General features: G+C 44.8%; 15 protein-coding genes and 1 tRNA gene. 2 read left to right on the forward strand and 14 right to left on the reverse strand.

Annotated elements, in window-relative coordinates; translation table 11 throughout:
* Positions 1–432: 432 nt before the first annotated feature.
* From J6I68_RS08840 to J6I68_RS08860, 5 genes are all read right to left on the reverse strand, one after another.
* The gene (locus J6I68_RS08840; RefSeq protein WP_292219742.1) at positions 433–2391 is read right to left on the reverse strand and encodes a glycoside hydrolase family 31 protein; all 1959 of its coding nucleotides are present in this window, start codon (positions 2389–2391) and stop codon (positions 433–435) included.
* Between the two features lie 50 nt (positions 2392–2441).
* Positions 2442–3086, reverse strand: a complete 645-nt coding sequence (gene pgmB / locus J6I68_RS08845; RefSeq protein ID WP_292219744.1) for a beta-phosphoglucomutase — start codon at positions 3084–3086, stop codon at positions 2442–2444.
* The gene (locus tag J6I68_RS08850) at positions 3068–5380 is read right to left on the reverse strand and encodes a glycoside hydrolase family 65 protein (protein ID WP_292219746.1); all 2313 of its coding nucleotides are present in this window, start codon (positions 5378–5380) and stop codon (positions 3068–3070) included. The genes pgmB and J6I68_RS08850 overlap by 19 nt, the downstream gene beginning before the upstream one ends.
* A complete protein-coding gene (locus J6I68_RS08855) occupies positions 5367–6746 on the reverse strand; it encodes an ABC transporter substrate-binding protein (protein ID WP_292219748.1) in 1380 nt (459 codons plus the stop codon). The genes J6I68_RS08850 and J6I68_RS08855 overlap by 14 nt, the downstream gene beginning before the upstream one ends.
* A 226-nt stretch (positions 6747–6972) precedes the next feature.
* Positions 6973–7938, reverse strand: coding sequence for a LacI family DNA-binding transcriptional regulator (locus J6I68_RS08860; protein ID WP_292219749.1), 966 nt, complete (start codon positions 7936–7938; stop codon positions 6973–6975).
* Between the two features lie 245 nt (positions 7939–8183).
* On the opposite strand from J6I68_RS08860, the gene gdhA reads away from it, so the two are divergent.
* Entirely contained in the window at positions 8184–9518 is a 1335-nt protein-coding gene (gdhA, locus tag J6I68_RS08865) for an NADP-specific glutamate dehydrogenase (RefSeq protein ID WP_292219751.1), read from the forward strand.
* Between the two features lie 116 nt (positions 9519–9634).
* On the opposite strand, the gene J6I68_RS08870 is transcribed toward gdhA, so the two are convergent.
* From J6I68_RS08870 to J6I68_RS08880, 3 genes are read right to left on the reverse strand one after another with little or no spacing between them, the layout of a single operon-like run.
* Positions 9635–11059, reverse strand: a complete 1425-nt coding sequence (locus J6I68_RS08870; RefSeq protein WP_292219753.1) for a cell wall hydrolase — start codon at positions 11057–11059, stop codon at positions 9635–9637.
* A 23-nt stretch (positions 11060–11082) separates the two neighbouring features.
* Positions 11083–12177, reverse strand: coding sequence for a Gfo/Idh/MocA family protein (locus tag J6I68_RS08875; protein WP_292219755.1), 1095 nt, complete (start codon positions 12175–12177; stop codon positions 11083–11085).
* A gap of 28 nt (positions 12178–12205) precedes the next feature.
* Complete coding sequence (locus J6I68_RS08880; protein ID WP_292219757.1) at positions 12206–13564, reverse strand: SH3 domain-containing protein; 1359 nt, start codon at positions 13562–13564, stop codon at positions 12206–12208.
* Between the two features lie 152 nt (positions 13565–13716).
* On the opposite strand from J6I68_RS08880, the gene J6I68_RS08885 reads away from it, so the two are divergent.
* Positions 13717–13788, forward strand: a tRNA-Arg gene (locus tag J6I68_RS08885).
* A gap of 75 nt (positions 13789–13863) precedes the next feature.
* Here the strand turns inward: J6I68_RS08885 and J6I68_RS08890 are convergent.
* The 6 genes from J6I68_RS08890 to J6I68_RS08915 all read right to left on the reverse strand — a co-directional run.
* Positions 13864–14832, reverse strand: coding sequence for a DUF5688 family protein (locus J6I68_RS08890; RefSeq protein ID WP_292219760.1), 969 nt, complete (start codon positions 14830–14832; stop codon positions 13864–13866).
* 185 nt (positions 14833–15017) lie between these two features.
* On the reverse strand, positions 15018–15575 hold the full coding sequence (gene efp, locus J6I68_RS08895; RefSeq protein ID WP_292219763.1) for an elongation factor P: 558 nt from the start codon (positions 15573–15575) through the stop codon (positions 15018–15020).
* 114 nt (positions 15576–15689) lie between these two features.
* Positions 15690–16754, reverse strand: coding sequence for a hypothetical protein (locus J6I68_RS08900; RefSeq protein WP_292219765.1), 1065 nt, complete (start codon positions 16752–16754; stop codon positions 15690–15692).
* Between the two features lie 155 nt (positions 16755–16909).
* Positions 16910–17341 (reverse strand): type II 3-dehydroquinate dehydratase, encoded by a 432-nt coding sequence (locus J6I68_RS08905; RefSeq protein ID WP_292219766.1) that lies wholly within the window; start codon positions 17339–17341, stop codon positions 16910–16912.
* A 32-nt stretch (positions 17342–17373) separates the two neighbouring features.
* Complete coding sequence (locus J6I68_RS08910; RefSeq protein ID WP_292219768.1) at positions 17374–17961, reverse strand: DUF1961 family protein; 588 nt, start codon at positions 17959–17961, stop codon at positions 17374–17376.
* Positions 17962–17979: 18 nt separating this feature from the next.
* Positions 17980–18826 (reverse strand): ATP-binding protein (locus tag J6I68_RS08915; RefSeq protein WP_292219770.1); only part of this gene is annotated, 847 nt, incomplete at its 5' end.

Raw genomic sequence — 18826 nt, forward strand, 5'->3', positions numbered from 1 at the left:
GGGAGCTTGGTTTTGGGCCTTTTCTATTTCCTTACCCGCTCGCCACAGCGAGCGATGACCATTATGAGTTATAGTTTTTGAAATCTGCCCTGCGTGTGCGGTCGAGCGTGCGTAATCGAGAAAAAACTGCAGGAGCGTTTTAGAAAAGTTTCGTTTGCGGATAGCGAAAAACCGGAAATAATAGTAAAGCCGGGGCAGGGATCACCTACTCACCGTGAGCAGAACTTAAGGGGACTTCCGAAGGCTCAAGAAAAAAGCGGCTCCCTCAAACGGAAAAAAGTCTGAACATATTGTGAGACGGCGCCACGGGCTTAAACGGGGCCAGAGCGGCGCTGGTGGGCGGAAGGTCCGTGCCATGGCCCAAAGCGTGAGCTCCCACAGTGGTCAGGCCAAAGGTCCAGGCTGACAACAGAACCGTCCCCGTGTCATTTATCAGATTCGGCTGATGCCGTCGTCTGTGTAGAGGTCGTAGGAAGATAGGTCTGCCTCATAACCGATGGAGATAAGCTCGTCCTTGGTTGTTGTAGTCATGCCCTTTTCTGGAGCTGCAAGAGGGAGTACGTGGCCTTTTCTTACAAATACGAGGATTTCGTCAAGGGCTGCTGGAATGTAGTGGTCACCAGCAGAAAGTATCTCTTCATCGTAGTCATTATAGCTTCTAAACCTTACAAGCTTCATGTCCTCTGGAAGGTATACGTATCTTCCTGTGGCATTCTGGGTATATACCGGGGCCAGCATGATGCTCTCTCCAAGAAGGAGCTGGTCTTCGACCTGCGCACTTCTTTCATCGCCATACTCAAAGCAAAGAGGTTTAAAGAGCATCCTGTCATTAAGAACTGCCTTCATATACTCAGAGTACAGATAAGGAATGAGCGCATAGCGCAGGTTCACTATATTCCTGAAGGCAGGAATATTTTCAAAGCGGTAAAACTCCTGGCGCCTTGTTCCTTCTGCAGAGTGATTTCTAAACAGAGGAGTGAAGATTCCAAAGGCTGCCCATCTGAGCATCAGATCCTCAGTTACATCGCTGTCAAAACCGCCTATATCCGCGCCTGAATAAAGGAACCCAGTCATGGAAAGAGCTGGCATCTCCTGAATGTTCATAAGCAGATGTGACCACCAGGAGTGGTTATCTCCGCACCATATTCCTCCGTATCTGTGAGCTCCTATGAAAGAAGATCTGGAGAACATAAGAATTCTCTTATCGGGAGATATCTTTTCAAAGGCCTCTCCTGCTGCTCTGGTCATGTTGTAACCAAAGATGTTGTGGACCTTGTCATGTCTTATCTTCCTGCCCTTGTACTCATGGTAGAAGCGCTTGTAGTCATCCTCATTGTTGCTGATATGGGCAATAAGGTCCCTGAATCCAAAGAACTGCCTGACACCAAGGTTCTTGCCCTTATAGGTATCTATCTGGTCAAATACTTCAGCCAGATGGTCTTCTGTATAGAAGATTGCCGGCTCGTTCATATCATTCCAGAAGCCGTCAATTCCCATGTCTGTTAATATCTTGTATTTGCCGCCAAACCAGGCTCTTGCATCGTCATTAAGAAAATCAGGGAAGTGGACCTTGCCTGGCCAGACTGCAGCCACAAGGTTTTCGCCGTTTTCTTTTTTCACGAAATAACCGTTCTTTACGCCTTCTTCATAAATGTCGTAGCCGTCCTCCATCTTAACTCCCGCATCAATGATAGGAACAAGGTGGATCCCCCTGTTTTTCATCTCCGAAACGAAGTTCTCAAAATCAGGGAATGCCTTTTCATCTATGGTAAAGTCCTTGTAGCGCTCCATGTAGTCGATATCAAGATAGATCATATCGATAGGAATGCCTGCTTCCTGATACTTATCTGCCACTTCTCTTACTTCATCTGCAGTTAAATAGCTCCACCTGCTCTGGCCAAAACCAAAGGCCCACTTTGGCGGAATGTAGCTGCGGCCAATAAGGTGCCTGAATGACGCCACAATGGAAAGCGGATCATCACCATCTACAATGTAAATGTCCGCATCAAAGTCCTCAAAGGAAATAGTCATCTTGTTATGAAGCGTATAGCCAATATCAAAGCTTACGCGCCCTGGAGTGTCAATGTAAATTCCAAAGGTTTTCTTTTTGGAATAGACGATCAAAAAGTTCTGGGAAGCATAAAGGGAGTGCTTGTTCTCCGTGTGGTTGGGATCGTCAGAGTTGTTGCTCACATAGAGCCATCCCCTTTTATTGATACCCCTTACTGTTTCACCAAGACCAAATACCTTGTCCTTTTCATCAAGGAAAAGAGATAACGACTTATCCTCTTTGTCGGTATCAAAGTAAGGAATACTGCCCTCTGAAAGCTTTATATCCTCCACCACGGCATCTGTGGGTATTGGATCACCTATCCTGAATTTTCTGATCATGTCTTTTTCCTCCTGTTAATAAATTCTAGCATAAAAAAGTGCGACATGGATCATCTCTCAAGTATTCCCAAAAGGTCTGAAAACACCTCAAGGCTATAGTCGGCCCGCTGACTCTTTGTGGCCGCTCCAATTGCAGCAACATCCATTCCTGCAGCGTGGGCAGCTGTTACGCCGGCGTCTGCATCCTCAACCACAAGGCAGTCTGAAGGCTTTTCCAAAAGAAGCTCTGCAGCCTTTAAGAATACCTCAGGATCGGGCTTGGACCTGGTTATCATGGTTCCATCTGCAACAGCATCAAAGGCATCTGTAAGCTCAGTTCTTTCAAGAATATAGGCTGTGTTCTTGCTGGATGATCCGATGGCAAGGCGGTATCCGTCCTTTCGAAGTTTAGAGAGGGTATCCCTTATCTCCTTCGCTACATCATCTCTGTTCATATCCCCAAGAAACTGCCTGTAGGTATCATTCTTTTCTTCAAGATATTCTCTTTTCTTATCCTCTGAAATAGGCTTTCCATGGTACTTTTCAAGAATGATCTCAAGGCTCTCTGCCCTGCTGACCCCACGGAGCCTGTCGTTGTCTTTTTCTGTAAATTCTATTGAAAGCTTCTCTGCCAGCTTTTTCCAAGCCCTGTAGTGATACTTGTCAGTAAAAACCAGCACCCCATCCAGGTCAAAGATCACCGCTTTATAATGCATTTCTCACCTCCGGTGATTGTATAAGTTTTTTCTCCATGTTTAAAAGAAATCTCATCGCCACTTATAAGGGTGACCACAATCTCTTTTTCATTTATAGATAACTGAAGGAGCCTTCCAAAGTAACCGAATTTAAAGGAGTAGCCCGTTACTGTCCCGGGCAAAAATGGATTGAAAGAAAGGCCCTCTTCAGTGATCCTCACGCCTCCAAAGCCAAACACAAAGGCCATGTAAGAGCCTCCCATGTTGGCTGTATGAACACCATCAGAGCTATTGCCATGAAGGTTCAAAAGGTCGAGCTTAGCTGAATCTCCAAGATATGAAACAGCTTCGTCATATAATCCAAGCCTTGATGCCTGCATGGAAAATACACAGGTAGAAAGCGATGAATCGTGGGTTGTTATCTTTTCATAGTACCTGAAGCTCTTTTCCTGGGTAGTCTTATCTGCGCTCTCAGGGAAAAGAAAATGCGCCAGGACTGTATCCGCCTGCTTACAGACCTGATATCTGTAAAGGTGCAGGGGATGGTAATGAAGAAGAAGGGGAAACTCTTCCTTTGGGGTTGCCTCAAGGTCCCATATGGGCTTTTGCAGGAAAGAATCGTCCTGTGGGTTGATCCCCAGCTCTTCATCATAGGGAAGGTAGATATTATCGGCAGCCTTCTTTATATCAGAGAGCTCTTTGTCGGTTAAGCAAAGCCTCTGCTTAAGGCTGATGATCTCTGCTGTATCTGAGTATTTCTCAAGGAGCTTGATGGTCCATTTCATGCCATGAGCCGCCATGCAGTTGGTGTAGAAATTGTTGTCAACCATGCAGGTGTATTCGTCAGGTCCTGTAACCTCGTTGATGACAAAGTTACCCTTCCTGTCGTAGTTACCTGTGTCTAGCCACAGGCGTGACGTCTCAATTAAGATCTCTGCTCCCTCTTTTAAGATGTAGTCCTTATCGCCAGTTGTGAGATAGTACTGAACTATGGCATAAGAAACTGCGCCATTTATGTGATATGCAGCTGTTCCACTTGGGAAGTACCCTGAGCACTCCTGACCTGTGATGGTTCTCCAGGGGTAGAGTGCGCCTTTTTTGTGGCCCAGAAGAGCTGCATTTTCTTTCGCTTTATCTAGTGTCTTGTATCTGAAATGAAGGATATTCTTTGCAAGGTCAGTATCTGTAAGGGTAAAGAAAGGCAGTGCATACATCTCTGTATCCCAGAAATAGTGACCTTCGTAGCCCTCTCCTGTAAGTCCCTTGGCAGCCATGCTGTATCCGGGAGTCCTTGGAGCAGAGCAGAAAAGCTGGTACATGTTAAAGCTCATGGAAAGGTTAAGATCCTCATCTCCCATGATCTCCATGCCAGAATGCTGCCAGAAATCTTTGAGTATATTGCTCTGATCCTGGTAAAGGTCCATAAGTCCCTTTCCATCAGTACCCGCTTTTTTAAGAGCATCATTAAGGACCATAAGAGCGTCATTTTTTGGATCCTGGCATCTGAGTGAATCTGAAAAGCTACAAAACTTAACAAGTCTTATTTCCTGATCCTGACAGATGTGGGCCTTGATATAGCTGCAAAGCCTCTTGTCATTGTCGTTGTCACAGACTTCTATATGATCGTCCTCTCCAAGAAGAAGATGGGCTGACGCAGATGCTATGCTGATGCCACTTACACCTGTCTTACTTACGCAGATAGTGCTGTCACCCACAACCTCAGAGCTTACCACATTAAGGTATGACGGGCTCTCAGACGCAAGCCTTGGGTCAGTAGGATCTGAATAGTTCTTAACGTCTGCAATATGCCAGGAATCAAAGACTATCTCCCCATCAAAATCAAGGGATGTGACACTGTACTCGATGGTAAAAAGCTGCGGAACTGCAAGATGCGCAATTCTCTTTGTCACTATCTTTACAGTGTTTCCAAGAGGGCTCTTCCAGATTATCTCTCTGGAAGTAAAGCCGCCATCCATATCCAGGATCCTCTGATTTTTAATAAGCTCTCCTGTTCCCATATCGAAGCGCTCGCCACAGATGTAAAGGTCAATTGACTGGGTATCTGCAACGTTTAGCATTGTCTGCTTCTCTTCAATGAGATTACACAGGCTCTCTGCCTGCTTCATTGGGATGGTCTCATAGACTCCTGCCAGGTACATACCGCGCATAGTCGAAAAGTCAGCGGGCACACCTTCTTCAAGTGTGCCCCTAACTCCAATGTACCCATTGGCATTTGAAAACAATGTTTCGTTTAGTCTAAGTATTTTGTTATCGTATCTCTCATCACGTCTGATGACACGATTACTGTTGTGCATAATATGCCTCAATTGCTTTCTGAAGTGTATCTACAAACTGATCTGTATCTTTGATTGAACCCTTAGCAAAATCCTGGAAGATAACTGATGTTACGTTCTGTGCAAGTCCTGCCTTCCAGCCCTGCCAGTGCCATGCTGATGTCTTGCCTGCTGCTGTGTAATCACCGATTGTTGCTGCGAAAGGATCATCTGGAGCAAACTCTGATGTTGTGAAAGGTGATACGCATCCGCAGTCCTTAGCAAGGATTTCCTGACCGCCGTCGTTCTGTGAGCACCACTGAATGAATGCCTTAGCTGCATCAACGTTTCCGCCGTTGTAAAGTCCCCACCAGTTAGGTGAATTGGTCTGGATAGTATCCTGTCCCTCGATGAATGCGTAAGGGATCATACCAACTTCGAAGTTACCAGCTGCTGCGTACTGATCAGCATAAGTTGTTGTCATTGAAGCGCCGATCCATGAACCCTGTGATACGAATGCATACTGTCCGCTTGCAAATCCAAGAACCTGATCATCATATGAACCTGAGATTCCCTTAGGATCTGTGTACTCGTTGAAAAGAGCTACCATCTCAGCGAATGCCTTAGCACGCTCAGGATCAAGCTTTCCGCCGTCGTTGATAAGATCAAGGTATGTTGTATCATCTCTCTTAAGACCGGAATCAAGGTATGTTCCAAAGAGGTGCTGACCTGCTGTCCACCAGAGGTTAGCTGACTCTGTGTAGTAACCGATAACTGCTGTAAGTCCAAGTTCATCCTTCATGGAATCGATCTTTTCAAAAGCTGCTCTCATACTCTCAGGACCTGTGATAGACTTAGGATCAATACCTGCCTTGTCAAGGATTGACTTGTTATAGGAAAGTCCGATTGCCTCTGTTGTTGTAGGGAAGCCGTAAACATGGCCATCAGCTGCAACATACTCAGCCTCTGTGTTCTTTGTCCACTCTTCGTCTGTAAGATCTACAAGAAGATCTTTCCATGTCTCATAGTGTGTATCACCCTCAAATACGAAGATGTCTGGCATATCGTCAGCCTGGTAGTAGTTCTTAAGGATAGCCTGTGTATCCTGTCCGCCACCGATAGTCTCGATGTCGATGGTCACACCTGTCTGCTCCTTGTAAGTATCAGCAAGTTTTGTAAGACCTTCCTGAATCTCTGCCTTGTTGTTAACAAGTCTTACTGTTGTTCCCTCTGCTGAATCAGCCTTAGCTTCTGTTGTAGCTGCTGTGTCAGCTGCAGGAGTGTTTTCAGTGCTTTCTGGTGCCTGCGCTGTGTCTGCTGTTCCTGTTGTGCTTACGCCGCAACCAGCAAGAGCAAATGTCAGTGTAGTTGTTGCTGCAAGCATTAGTGTTAAAGCTTTCTTTTTCATGTCTTCCTCCTTTTATATGAAAAAAATAATGCTCGTTTGTTTATGTCCATATGCTACGGTATTTACTGAAAAAGTCGCAATATTATATAAAATTTTTGGCTGTTTACCACAAAAAAACGCCTTCCACATGTGATAATCACACATGGAAGGTGGTGTAATTTACTAAATTTGAATTAATTTTACTAAAATCTTTTTCTATTTTAGTAAATTCTGGTAAAATTCTGGTTTATCCCCGGTTTCCAAGGGCTGTTTTTCTCCACTTCACTCTGGCTCCGATCCTGTATGTTTCATAGTCTCCGCTTTTATCCAGGATGTTTAAAAGAGCCTGTCCTGCCAGAAAACCTCTCTCATAGTCAGGAACACTTACCGTCGTAAGCCCCAAATACCTTGAAATAATGATGTCATCAAAGCCTACAACGCAGATATCATCAGGAACTCTTATGCCATTTTCCTGGAAGTGTCTTATGGCGCCAATAGCCATCATGTCGTTGGCACACACCAAAACTCCTGGCATCTTATCCCGTAGCATTATAAGCCTTGCGGCCTGAACGCCGCTCTTTTCCCTCCAGTCTCCTTCATAGAGGTCATTGCGGTTAAAGGGTATGCCATTTTCCTTAAGTACATCCCTGAAGGCTGTGTATCTCTCCTTGTTGTCAGGGGTGTTGGGACCAGATAAAAACGCAAAGGAATCAAATCCCTCATCCACCAGCTTTTGCATAAGCTGCCTCTCGCCCTCATAATTACTTACGATCATGGCCTTGATCATGGGGTGGGCAAGCTCTCTGTCCAAAGTTATCACAGGAAGCCCCTTATCTGCCACTGCCAGAACCTGATAGTCCTGTATCAGAGAACTGAGGATTATGCAGCCACAAACTTCGTCAGGGTCCGAGTAGTGAGCCAGGTCATCACCATTACATATGAGGATATGATATCCCTGCTTACTTACATAATCGCTTATGCCATGAAGTATATCCAGATAATAAAGGGTATCAAAATCACTAAAGCTCACTATGATAGTGCGCCTCTTTCCATCAATACCGCCCTGCTCCTTATGGGTGTACCCAAGCTCTTTTGCTATTTCAAGTACCTTCTGTCTGGTTTCTGCTCCAACGTTTTTCTTCTTATTAAGAACGTTGGAAACCGTTGTCAGCGATACTCCTGCTTTTTCTGCTATATCCCTAATACCTGCCATAACCTTCCCCCAATAGTTTTGCTACTTCCATAATACACTATTTTCACAAGACACGGGGACGGTTCTGTTGTCTTGTGAAAAAACTCTTGCGCTTTAAAGTGGTCATGTGTATAATTGTATACAGACAGTGATGTCTGCGCAATGGGGCGTAGAGACCTTTAATTCCTTACGCCCTATTTTTATACTCAAAAATAAGGAATTAGATCAGATTGTATTGTGCCAAGGCACGGGAAGGAGAACCTAAAATGTCATATGTTGATGAAGTCTACCAGTATGTAGTAGACAAAAACCCAGCTCAGCCTGAATTCCATCAGGCAGTTAAGGAAGTGCTTGAGTCACTTCGTGTTGTTATCGAGGCTAATGAAGATGAATACCGCAAGGACGCTCTTTTAGAGAGACTTGTAACTCCTGAGAGACAGATCCTCTTCAGAGTTCCTTGGGTTGATGATAAGGGACAGGTTCAGGTTAACAACGGTTTCAGGATCCAGTTCAATTCTGCAATCGGACCATACAAGGGAGGACTTCGTTTCCATCCTTCAGTAAATCTTGGTATCATCAAGTTCCTTGGTTTTGAGCAGATCTTCAAGAACTCTCTTACAAGCCTTCCAATCGGCGGTGGTAAGGGTGGTTCTGATTTCGATCCTAAGGGCAAGTCAGACAGAGAGGTTATGGCATTCTGCCAGAGCTTCATGACAGAGCTTTTCAGACACATCGGTGCTGATACAGACGTTCCTGCCGGAGATATCGGTGTTGGCGGACGTGAGATCGGATTCTTATATGGTCAGTACAAGAGGATCAGAGATACATACGAAGGCGTTCTTACAGGTAAGGGTCTTACATACGGCGGATCTCTTGCTCGTACACAGGCTACAGGATATGGCCTTCTTTACCTTACAGAGGAGCTTTTAAAGTGCAACGGCTCTGACATCAAGGGCAAGACAGTTGTTGTATCTGGTGCTGGTAACGTAGCTATCTATGCTATCGAGAAGGCTCAGCAGCTTGGTGCTAAGGTTGTTACATGTTCAGATTCTACAGGATGGATCTATGATCCAGAAGGAATCGATGTTGCTCTTCTTAAGGAAGTTAAGGAAGTTAAGAGAGCTCGTCTTACAGAGTACGCAGCAGCTAGAAAGTCTGCAGAGTACCACGAAGGCAAGGGCGTATGGTCAATTAAGTGTGACGTTGCTCTTCCTTGCGCTACGCAGAACGAACTTCTTATCGACGATGCTAAGCAGCTTGTTGCTAACGGCGTACAGGCTGTATGCGAAGGTGCTAACATGCCTACATCTATCGAGGCTACTGAGTACTTCCAGCAGAACAAGGTTCTCTTCGTTTGTGGTAAGGCTTCAAACGCAGGTGGTGTTGCAACATCAGCTCTTGAGATGAGCCAGAACTCTGAGAGACTTTCATGGACCTTCGAAGAGGTTGATGCTAAGCTCAAGCAGATCATGGTAAACATCTACCACAACATCGACGATGCAGCTAGAAAGTACGGCATGGAAGGCAACTACGTAGCAGGCGCCAACATCGCAGGCTTCCTTAAGGTTGCAGAGGCTATGAAGGCTCAGGGTATTGTTTAATACCTGAATAATTGCAGATATAGCAAATCGCCAGGAGAAATTGCTCCTGGCGATTTTTTATTATTATCATACGTTTAAAAAGACATTGCCATCTGACCAGCTAACTTCTGCCAGTCTTACTCTCCGCCATCATCTCCGCCGTCGTCTCCGCCATCACCATCGTCATCATCACCTGAATCCTCTGACTCATCTGAGGACTCTTCGCTTTGTTCCTCTGGCTGTGACTCTCCTGAATCCCCGCTGCTTTCCTCTGGCTGGGCATCCTCAGAAGGCTCAGGTTCTGGTTCTGGAGCCGCGTAGGTCTCCCATCTGTAAAAGAAAGCATGGTTACCTATCATGGTGTAGGAAGTGATCCTGTAATAATCAGCCCAATACTTGGTCATAAAGAAAAGATAGTCGCCGATACGGGCTCCGCCAAGAACTTCCTGGGCGGCTCTAACGCAAGTGGAGTTAGGACCTCTTTCTACAAAAAGCTCTACCTTACCTGACCTGTAGGAAGCAAACTGCATGTTCTGGGTGATAACGCCAATTACAGTGTTAGGAAAGGCCGAACTCTTGACTCTGTTCATGATAACCGAGCCAACACCCAGCTTACCTGTGTAGGATTCTCCATCTGCCTCAGCCTGGATGGTAGCTGCAAGCCACACAAGCTCTGTGTCGCTGGCATTGTAGGCTCCACCCAGATCTTCCTTGGTAAGAGCAAGTCTTTCAGCAATCTGCTGAGCAAGTTTTGCCTGAGCAGCTGCTACCTGAGACTCAAGGGCTTTCATCTTTTCATCAAGAGACGCAAGCTGACTGTCGTAATCAGCAAGCTTATTTTTCTCATTCTTAAGGGAACTGTTGGTGGCTGAGAGCTGCCCCATTACCTGATTGGTAAGGCCTTCAAGCTCGTCATGCTTTTCATCGAGCTGGTCCTGATAAGCATCAAGCTCTGCTTCTCTTTCTTCTACGACTTTTTTCTTGGCCTCTATATCGGCCTGCAGTTCCTTAAATTCAGCTATTTTCTGACGATCATACCTGACTATTGCATTTAGGTATTCAGACTTGGTAAGTAGTTCACCAAGAGATTTAGACTCCAAAAGGACCCGAACAAGGCCGCCTGTTCCGCCGCTCTCATAGGTGTTCTTAAGTCTCTTTTTTAATGCTTCGTATCTGTCCTTTTCCTGCTGCTGCGCCTCAAAGAGCTCATTATTGAGCTTGACTATCTCAGCAGAAACCTCTGCCATGGCATCCTCTGCCTCAGAGATTTCCTCATCAAGGGTCGTGAGCTTACTGGAATAACCATTGATGGTGCTCTGAAGGCTTCCCTTTTGGTTTTCCAGATTATTGACACTGGCCTGTGTCTGCTCTTTTTGCCCCTGAAGAGCGCTTATGGCATCCTTAGTTTCTTTTGTCTGCTTCTCGAGATTGGAAATAGCCTGCTGAGTCTCAGCTTCACGCTCATAAAGCTCTGACAGGCTCTCGTAAGCGTAGCTTACAAAAGAGAACTGATTTATGAAAAGCATTAAAATCAGGATTATTGGTAGAAACTTTCTTTTCATACACTCCCCACCGATAAGGCTGGTTATTCTGTCGCCTCATCTGTATCTGTCTGTATCTGAGTATTCTCCTCAACAGGAGCCTCAGGCAGCTGCATTTTAGCCTCCTCTATTGAAGGAGTTTGTGTCATATCTTTTTCATCATCAACCGCAAACCTTATATTGTTGCTCTTTCTGATGAAATCCATCATGTTCATGATCTTAAGAGACTCTGAATGAGGCATCTGCGGGCATTCAGTCCACCCTTCTGAAATAGCCTTGACGCAGGCCTCTATCTCGTATTCATAACCTGATATCTGCTTGGGTCTCTTGTAGGTAGCGACCTTCTTATATGCATTGTCGTAGACAGTTATAGATTCAGGATTATTGATATTCTCAACTACAACATAGCCATTAGGGCCATAGATAATACCGCTTCTGTCGCTATTTGCAAGGGCTGTAGCATTAAGGACAGCCATCTTGCCATTTACATAGCGAAGAGTGATGCTATCCTGCATATCCATTCCTAGGTTGTTGAAAGTACAGATAGATGCAATGTCTGAAATATCATTGCCAAAGACCATTGAGGCAAAGTTAAGGACATAAACTCCAAGATCAAGAAGGGCTCCGCCTCCAAGCTCCGGTTTAGCTATCCTCTCTTTATAAGAAATGTTGTAGCCCAAATTGGCTGTGAGCATAGTTGGTTCGCCAATGACGCCACTTCCAAGGACCTCTAAGAGCTTGGTTCTCATTGGCATATACCTGGTCCAGATAGCCTCAGTAAGAAGAAGGTTCTTTTCCTTGGCAAGGTCGAAAACCTCTTTTGCCTGAAATTCATTAAGCATAAATGCCTTCTCGCAGATAACGTTCCTTCCTGCATTTAAGGCAAGCTTAACATTCTCAAAATGTTCGGAATGTGGTGTTGCCACGTAAATAAGATCGATCTTGGAATCATCCACCAGTTCCTGGTAAGAGCCATAGGCCTTCTTGATGCCGTAAAACTTGGCGAATTTCTCAGCATTCTCCATAGTCCTTGAGCCTACTGCGTAGCAGGTAACACCCTTCATTCCCTTCAGGGTATCCGCCATAACACCTGCAATCTTGCCAGTTCCCATGATAGCAACTTTTACGCGTCCGAACATCTAATGTCCCTCCTACCTGGATATTTCTTTATTCTCTAAGAAACTCTGACTTAATATATCCTGTCTTCTTATTATACTCTATTTTAGCCCAACCATTGGAGTATTGCTCTACTACATTGACAGTTTCTCCGCCGTAGATAGTTGCAAGAGCTTCTGAATCTGTGCTTGCTTCTTTTCTGAACTTGATGGACTCAGTAACAGTCATCTTGCCAGTCTTAGCAGAAGAAACCTTAGATGCAGAGCTTGATGCGGATGAAGAAGCTGTTGATGAGGCAGTTGAAGCTACTGAAGCCTCAGTGCTGGAAGATGAAGAAGCTGCAGCTGAACTCTCTGCATCAGCCTCCTGTGCGCTATCATCCTCTGTGTTTTCTACTTCCACAGTTTCTGTTGATACTACGTCAAAAAACTCTGTCTTAACGTAAGCAGTTTTTCCCTTGTATTCAATCTTGCTCCAGCCGTTAGCCAGTGCCTCAAGCTCCTTAAACTCCTGACCCTTCTCAGTCTTGTCAAGGACGTCTGCAGTCTCAGAATCTGAGCTTCTGATATTGATAACGTCAGTAGCCTTGATGGTCCTTGTAGTTACAGTCTTAACCTCTGGCTCAGTGCTCTCTTCCTCAGAAGCTTCTGCCGAGCCCTCTTCCTCTGTGGATGCTCCCTCTGATGTTGCAAGAGCTTCACCAACCGATACCTGAAGTGCTGCGCGCATCTTGGTAAGGATCTCGGCAAGCTTCTCATCAGCGCTCACCATCTCGTTATAGCTGGATGCAACCTTGTTGTTGAGGTCGATGACATCGGCCTGAACATTGATCTGCTTTAAGTACTCGATCTCATTGGCATCTGCAATGTCGCCGTTAAAGTACAAATCGCCATTTTCATCAGTACAGATATATAAAGTCTCAAGACCTGGTAAATAGCCATCGTAGTCGTAGAGCTTAACCTCGTTGTAAACATATGCCGCGTAGCTTCCCTCTACAGGACCTGGCTTGGTATAAACAGTGATGTTGTCAAACTTCTCAATATACTCTGAAGCAGCAACAGACTTAAGTATCTCAGTTTCATCAAGACCTCTGTAAATCTGTAAAAGTGTCTCTTCATCTCCCTCTGCTGATGCTGTATAGTACTTCTCAACCAGTGCATTAACTTCCGGATATGCATTCTCCTCCATTGTTACATCTGGTATCTCATAAGTAGAAACCTCTGATGTAGATGCGGTTGACTGAGCAACCTGTGCAGCTCTTTTGTTTGCACTTACTGCTACTACTATAGTAATGGCAACTGCTACTATCAGTATGGCGGGCATAAGATATTTCTTGTTATCTCCAAGGATTGCCCAGATATCCTTCTTTTCATTACACCAATTGGTAATGTCATTTTTCTTCTTTTTCATTTAAATTAACCTCTGGAAATCATAATACAACACTCTGATTTTATATATAAACGCAGGTCAAGTCAAGTTTGTCACAGCTTTGTCAACATTCAAAAAAGCGGATATTCATGGCACTTGTTCATATTTTGTGCTAGAATATGAATGTTGTATGTGCACCCGTAGTCTAATGGATAAAACGTAGGCCTCCGACGCCTTTGTTGCTGGTTCGAGTCCAGTCGGGTGCATTTTTATTGCCAGGGAATAAGCCAAACGCATTTGGCTTATTCCCTTATTTATTGTCTGGCCTACCATCCAGCCAATCAGCTGGCCTTCACAACAAAGAGCTTTCCGCTTTCCCTGTCGTAGCGGTAGAGGTTGTCGCTTAAAACCTCCTCTTCTGCCACTGTGGTAGAATTTACCTCGTGGATCATATCCTTTAGGCACTCCACATCCATCTCAAGCTCCGGATCTGGTATTACCAGAGTCTCGTGGACAGATGATGGGATAATGTACAGATCACTTTCCATGTCATCTGCCAGTTCCTCAAGTACTCCCGGATAGAATGCAGCACTTGCTCCAAGATTTCCTGATGTGTTGGTCACGACTCTGATCCCGCAAAGTGGTCCCATATCGAGGCTCTGACCTGCCATATGCTCAAGAAAATCCACAAGTCCTGTAACCTTAGGAGGCGCAACACTGCCTGCATGCTCTCCGATGTTCTCCCACAGCTCATCCTCTGAAATTTCCCAGCTCTTTAGATGGTCATTGTCGATTGTGATCACTCCTTCACCCAGTACCTCATTCTTCATCCTGCAAAGAGGCACCATAGCCATATCCATAAGCTTTCTGTAGGGCACATTTTCAAGCTTCTTCTTGTTCTTTTCAAAGTTCACCACCTTGAAAAAGAGCTTGTCAGAAACCTTGGAAAAGTCAAAAAAGAAATCCATATCAAGGTCGGTTTTAGGCATTGAGTTTCTGTACATCGTAAGGATCTCCATGACTACCTTCTTAAGTGGCATTCCATTTTTGTAAACCTCATAGAACTGGTCTATGTATATAGTCGGTGCAATACTCCTGCCCTCTTCGCTGATAAGAAGTGCGTGGTAAACCACTCCGTTATTCTTGATGATCTCCTTGCTGCTGACTTTAAACCCATCCCCCAGGGAACTGAGTATCAATTCTGAGACAGTCTTTGTAAACTCAGATAATCCCATGTACTCTCTGCTACTTTCTCTGTCACCCTTTATTTCTCTAATCAATTCCTCATTACTTACTCTGTTTATATCCATATCTGTTTCTCCTTAAGTCATTTTTTGATGTGTGAAAAGACATCTCCCCAAAGGGCCATAGCAAGGCCCCAGGCGCCTAAAAAAGCGCAAAAAAAGACAATAGATCAATCCTTGGAAAAATCTATTGTCTTGCTTAAGTTTCTATATACTATGACTTACCGCGTCAGATATGGTTACGTATAAGATCAAACTCTTGAAAGGTACTCACCAGTTCTTGTATCGATCTTGATAACATCTCCCTCGTTAACGAAGAGAGGAACTGCTACTGTAGCACCAGTCTCAACTGTTGCAGGCTTAGTAGCACCTGTAGCTGTATCACCCTTGAATCCAGGCTCTGTCTCAGAAATTGTAAGTTCTACGAACATAGGTGGCTCAACTGCGAATACGTTGCCGTTGTAGCTCATAACCTTACAAGTCTCATTCTCCTTAACGAACTTAAGGGAATCACCAATCTGATCCTTAGTAAGACCGATCTGCTCATAAGTCTCTGAATCCATGAAATTGAAGATATCGCCATCCTGATAGAGATACTGCATATCCTTCTTGTCGATTCTTGCTGCAGGGAACTTCTCAGTAGGACGGAATGTTGTCTCCTTAACACCGCCATTGATGATATCCTTGAGCTTGGTTCTTACGAAAGCAGCGCCCTTACCAGGCTTAACATGCTGGAATTCAATAATCTGACATACGTTGCCATCGATCTCGATGGTAACACCATTTCTGAAATCACTTGCAGAAATCATAAAAATCCTCCTAAATTACATTACATCAAACAACTAACTAATATTAAACTATAAATCAAGATTTTTCAACCATTTTTCAAAAAAACCTTTGCCTTTTTGGGCAGGTCACTATTTTTATACAGTCTTCTTATTTCCAAATACATCGTTTATTTCTTTGACAGAGGGCCTTCTTTTTCTTTCAAGGCCAGCTTCTTCATATGCCAGTTCAAAGTTTTCTTCTATCACTGTATTGCTTCGACTATCCATATAGTTGTCACTGGCAGGACAGCCTTTCATAGCCTGCCTTGACGCATCCGCAAGAGCTGACCGCTGCTCCTCTTTGGAAAGTGCAGGATCTATTGCATCGAAAAGAGCCTTTCGATGAGTCTCTTTAAACTCGCTTAGCGCAGTAAACTCATCTTCCAGTATTCTGCCTGCAAACCGTGCTAAAATCTTGCTTCGCAGCGGTTCTGGTACCTGATCTCCACGGTAATCATGCTGTTTGTTTCTAAAATCATACACGACGTGAGCAGCCTCTTCCAGCAGGTCCTCTGGTATAGGATATCGATAGGTGCCAGACATATACATCTCATTAAAGCCAAAAGTCATTGCATCTCTATCATCTGTCATTTTCTCAAAGCGTATGGAAATATACTCCAGAATAGTCCTTATGTCCACCGTCTTGTGATACTGATACAATCCCTGATAGCGGTCATACCATGGGTCCAGCCAACCATCCGCCAGTAATTCTTTATCAGGCTCATCTGTCATAGTGCTGGTTGTAACTTTAACATATGGATATTCTTCAGATTCTGCTCCTGGTATCCACCACTTGTGCCTGATCGTCACCCAGTCTATCTTAAATGGTTGCTCAGTTTGTCTCCATTCATACTCGTTCTTGTATTTTATCAGCTGCTCATAGGCCACATCCCACATAGCCATTGGAACACTACAGTTTGTAGCGCCATACTCGCCATAATAGACGCTGTTTCCGTCGAAACATACAGGCTTACTTTTATCATAAGTATATGAAAACCAATCATCAGGAATTCCGGCTTTGCGACAAGCTTTTCTAAATTCCTTTTTCGATTTTATCTTGCACTCTTCTTCTGCCCTTTTGACCCAGTCCGGTTTTGTTTCTTCCGATCTATTATCATCTTTTTTTCTTAAGCTATTTACTAATCTAGCCCAAATGCTCATATCTCTTTCAGCCTCCGCACGATATATCTATAGTATTGTACATGAGCAAGGCCAAAGAAAAAACTGCCTCATGGTCCTATTTTTGCGCATCACCGGCAATCAATCGCCGCATTCGCCATGAACAATGGCGCAAAAACAGCAAACTCAATGATAACTCATCTTGACCTTATATAGTCCATCGCCTCGAGATACCCCTCAAGGCCGTGGCCGTAGATCTGCTTGTCACAGGCAGGGGCGGTTACGGATACCTTGCGAAACTCCTCACGGGAGGTGATGTCCGAGATGTGGATCTCAACCTTGGTGATGTTTTCAAGGCTCTTTAGAGCGTCGTGGATGGCGTAGCTGTAGTGAGTGTAGGCGCCGGGATTAATTACGATCCCGTCTGTTCCGTCGCTGTAGGCTTCCTGAAGCCTGTCGATGATGGCGCCTTCATGGTTGGACTGGAAAAGAACTACCTCGTCCCCGTCAGCTGCTGCCTTGTCCTTTATCATATTGCAGAGGTAATCATAGTCCTGATTGCCATAAACTGCTTTTTCCCTGATACCAAGGAAGTTTAAGTTTGGTCCGTTAATAACAAGTATCTTCAAAATCGCATCTCCAGTCTCTTACAAAATCACTTTTACACCCATGTAACCCTGAAATTCCGGTACTGTGCAAGGAGTCCTTCTCTCTGCCCAAATCCAACGCATCCGCCGGTCAAAATATCTCCGTGGGTCATACCATCGTCCTCAAAATCCAAAACCACAAAGTCATTTACTGCATAAACCACTTTGTTCCTGTTTTTGACGATGCACATTCTATACCAGGGAAGGTCCTCTTTTGCTTCCGGAAGAGGATCTGCTGCCTGCGCTACTACGCTTTCATCAAAACTCTTTTTTAGGTCGCACAGATGAAAAGACCTGTCAGCATCCTCTGCTCTCTTATAAAAGGATAATTCAAAGAAATCCCTTTTATCATCCTTCTCTTTGGCTGCAAAGAAAAGCTGCGCTTCACCAGGCTCCTTGATGGGCCTAAACTCCCACTCTATCTTTACGTCAGAGGGAAAGCTCTTTGGACACCAGAAATTGAGCCTGTCGCTGCCCGCCTCTCTTTTCCCTCGAATGGAAAGGGCGCCGCCATCAAAAGAGATCTCAGCCTCCCCTTCCAAAACAAAATCCTTTATATCATTTTCACAGGCCAGAGGGTTATCATAAATAACCTTTGACATAGTAAAGCTCCTAGTACTTTATAGTTTTGCAATATCGATTGGCTCGAGGCTCTCCTCAGTCTCAGCACACTCAAGACTTGTAACAAGAGCTCTTGCTGTATCGAGAGCTGTTATTACGTTGACGCCAGTCTCGATGGCAGTTCTTCTGATGAGGAATCCGTCTCTTGTCTTGTCGCGGCCCTGAGTAGGAGTGTCGATTACAAGGTCGATCTTGTGACCAAGGATAAGGTCGATGACCGTAGGCGACTCCTGGTTGATCCTGTTGATCTTACGGGCCTTTACGCCGTTCTCGTTAAGGGTGTTGGCTGTTGATCTTGTGGCGTAAATGATATAGCCAAGCTTCTCATAGCGCCTTGCGATCTCAATGATCTCGCCCTTGTCTGCATCCTTAACGGTGATGATCATCTGCTTGTGCTTAGGAAGGTTAACGCCTGCTCCGAGGAAGGCCTTGTAAAGAGCTTCATTGAAGTTCCTGCTAATACCAAGGCACTCACCTGTACTCTTCATCTCAGGTCCAAGGCTTATCTCAGCTCCGCGGATCTTTTCAAAAGAGAATACCGGCATCTTTATAGCAACATATCCAGCCTCAGGCTGAAGTCCCGGTGTGTATCCCATATCCTTAAGCTTTTCGCCAAGCATGACCTTTGCTGCCAGATCAACGATAGGAATACCTGTAACCTTGCTGATATAAGGTACAGTCCTTGATGACCTTGGGTTAGCCTCGATGATGTAAACCTCATCACCAACTGCAATGAACTGGATGTTGATAAGGCCTATTACGTGAAGCGCCTTTGCTAGCCTCTTTGTATATTCAGCTATAGTCTCTTTTACCTTAGCAGAAAGAGACTGTGCAGGATAAACTGAA

Source organism: Butyrivibrio sp., from assembly GCF_017940685.1.
Classification (GTDB): domain Bacteria; phylum Bacillota; class Clostridia; order Lachnospirales; family Lachnospiraceae; genus Butyrivibrio.